We start from the raw sequence: 2,897 nt of genomic DNA on the forward strand, positions 1-2,897 counted from the left end.
CGCGAAGCCAACCTCGAGATGAGATTTCCCATAGCGTAAGCTAGTAAGACCCCTGAAAGAAGATCAGGTAGATAGGCCCGAAGTGGAAGCATGGTGACGTGTGGAGCGGACGGGTACTAATCGGTCGAGGGCTTGACCTAATACGAGGTTCGAAGTTCGATATTCGTGATTCGAAAGGATGACGGAAGAGAAAGGAGACCTCAGCCACGATGAAGGTAACTCTAACGGGGCTCAAACGAAGTTAGAGAGAATCGAAGAGACTTAATGAAACGAAATCTGTGTAGTTTTGAGAGAACACTCTCAAAAACTAAAAAGAAGACTCAAGTTCGAATGTCGAATGTCGAACAGCGAGTTGGATCTGGTGATAATGCCGGAGGGGTTCCACCCGTTCCCATCTCGAACACGGAAGTTAAGACCTCCAGGGCCGATGATACTTGGACTGCAGAGTCCTGGGAAAGTAGGTCATCGCCAGGTAGAACGAAGGGATCGTCTGTTGAAGACGGTCTCTTTGCTTTTTGCTGCGCAAAAACTTGTATGTGCAAGCTGTTCTGGGGTCGGTTCCACCCGTTCGCCTGCGCCGCAAAGTCATTCTTAAATAGCGTGCGGCTTGGCCGAAAACGATATCCCATATCGTTTTCGTATCTCGAACACGGAAGTTCGAGTTACCATCCAGGGCCGATACGAAAACCATCCAGTGAATGGTTTTCGGGGCAGGTGCCATGGCGATAGATGCATGCTAAGAGGCACCGCCCTACTTGGACTGCAGAGTCCTGGGAAAGTAGTATCCCCACGGCAGGAGTGTTCGTCAGAGGAGGCCGTGGGGCGAAAGGCTCATCCGCCTTTCGTATCGCCAGGTAGAACGAAGGGATCGTCTGTTGAAGACGGTCTCTTTGCTTTTTGCTGCGCAAAAACTTAGAGGTGCAAGCAGATCTAGGGTCGTTCCCCCCGTTCGATCCTGCGCCGGTAAGAAATCCTATGGAGCGTGCTTGGCCGAAAGGGTATACCATACCCTTTCGTATCTCGAACACGGAAGTTCGAGTTACCATCCAGGGCCGATACGAAAACCATCCAGTGAGTGGTTTTCGGGGCAGGTGCCATAGCTATAGGTGCATTCTAAGAGGCAATGCCCTACTTGGACTGAAGACGAAAAAGATACGGTGTATCTTTTTCGCGGTGGCGCGCTACTGATGAGACTGACTGCCTTCCCAGGAAAGTAGTATCCCCACGGCAGGAGTGTCCGTCAGAGGGTCGGAGGAGTCCGTGAGGCGAAAATGATCCTCAGCGGGTTACCTCGTTTTTGTGGTATCCGCTTCGGCGAAAAAGTCCACCGGACTCTTTCGTCATTTGCCTTTCGTATCGCCTGGTAAGCAGCAAAGAGACCGTCGATTAAGACGGTCTCTTTGCTGTGTGCAATTGGCTACTTCACTACGGTGTTTCAGTTGCCTGTGGATGACTTGGTAACTATATGCTTGACTATCGCTGGTATCCATTTAGCTTATCGTAGATATGTACCCATGATCCTCATATCCTTATTATTTAGTTACTTCTATGGGCCTGGATTTGGTAATAAATTGAGGTTGATTTACTAACCTCATACCCCATTGTACCGAAATACCAATTGTTAACGAGAAGATTAGAGTGCCTAAGCCTATGGGTCCTCCTAAAACATATCCTAACACAACAACAGTTATTTCAATACCAGACCGGACTTGGGAGATGCTATAACGTGTTTTTCGGTTAAGGCCTAACATCAAAGCATCTCTTGGACCGGCTCCTGTATTGGCATGCAAATAAACGGCCGTCCCAATACCAGTTGTAATAATTCCTATGATAAGATATAGAAAGCTTACCGCATAGTTTGAGGAGATTTCAAGGAGATGACTCGACATTAATGCATTTAGTCCAAGTCCAAAAATATAAATATTAAGAAACGTTCCCAATTTCGGTTTAATCCCCATAATAGTTGTAGGGATAAGAATTAACAGTCCGACCACAATTCCGATCGTTCCTAGTCCAAGAGAAGGGAAGTATTTAGATATTCCAAGGTGTAATACATCCCATGGACTTACTCCGAGATTCTGGGCGGCTACTAGAAAATAGTTACCAATACAACAGATGAATAATCCAGTAAAGAAATATAAATATTTAACGAAAAAGGCTTTCACATTTACACCTCGATGCAGACAAAAACTCATCGGTAAAAAAACCGAGACTCATTATAGCATAAAATAAGCTGAAAAATTCACTAGCAACTCAACATATTTACCAAGTTGGGATTCCTTATCAGTTTAAATAAAATGGTATATAGCAGAGCGACTGAAATTACAAACGGCTAGACAGTATATCACTGCATGGAGGACTACTGAGGTAAGCAATGTTTTTACCTTGCAGGGGAGAATATTGATAGTTTTATACTCCTATTAACTTTTCGTACCACTGAGGGCATGTTATGCGCTGTTAGAGGCATAATAAGTTTATCCCAAATGAATAACAACTTGTCACATCTTAGATACGTGCAAAATAAACTTGTTAGTAAACTGATTAGAATAAGACTGAAGGCTAAATCTATCTGTTTCAATAATTAAATTGCATTAGCATTGTGACCCATACCTAGTTCTCTACTTGAGATGATGCAACGTTACTGTTAATCAAGTCTTTAGCTGAAATGCAGAACTAAGTCAGAACTAAAAAGGCTAGTTTAAATCAAAAAAGTATTTGACAAGTTAAGCTTGTCCATGTAATATAGTTATTGCGCTATGGCCCGTTGGTCAAGCGGCTTAAGACACCGCCCTTTCACGGCGGCTACACGGGTTCGAATCCCGTACGGGTCACCAAAAACTTGGGCGATTAGCTCAGCTGGGAGAGCGCCTGCCTTACAAGCAGGATGTCGGCAGTTC

Annotated in this window: 1 protein-coding gene, 1 tRNA gene and 2 rRNA genes; 3 read left to right on the forward strand and 1 reads right to left on the reverse strand. The window is 44.8% G+C overall.

The genetic code is table 11. The annotated features are described in order from the left end of the window. Positions 1–140: ribosomal RNA gene (locus VB077_RS07845) — 23S ribosomal RNA — on the forward strand; the annotation flags it as partial. 217 nt (positions 141–357) lie between these two features. After that, positions 358–474 (forward strand): 5S ribosomal RNA (rrf, locus tag VB077_RS07850). Between the two features lie 1,058 nt (positions 475–1,532). Here rrf and VB077_RS07855 read toward each other — a convergent pair. Further along, the gene (locus VB077_RS07855) at positions 1,533–2,165 is read right to left on the reverse strand and encodes a membrane protein (protein WP_323414674.1); all 633 of its coding nucleotides are present in this window, start codon (positions 2,163–2,165) and stop codon (positions 1,533–1,535) included. A gap of 593 nt (positions 2,166–2,758) precedes the next feature. Between VB077_RS07855 and VB077_RS07860 the strand changes: the two genes are divergently transcribed. Then, positions 2,759–2,834 (forward strand) — tRNA-Glu (locus VB077_RS07860). Positions 2,835–2,897: the final 63 nt, after the last annotated feature.

Source organism: Desulfitobacterium sp. (genome assembly GCF_034927245.1).
Lineage (GTDB): Bacteria > Bacillota > Desulfitobacteriia > Desulfitobacteriales > Desulfitobacteriaceae > Desulfitobacterium_A.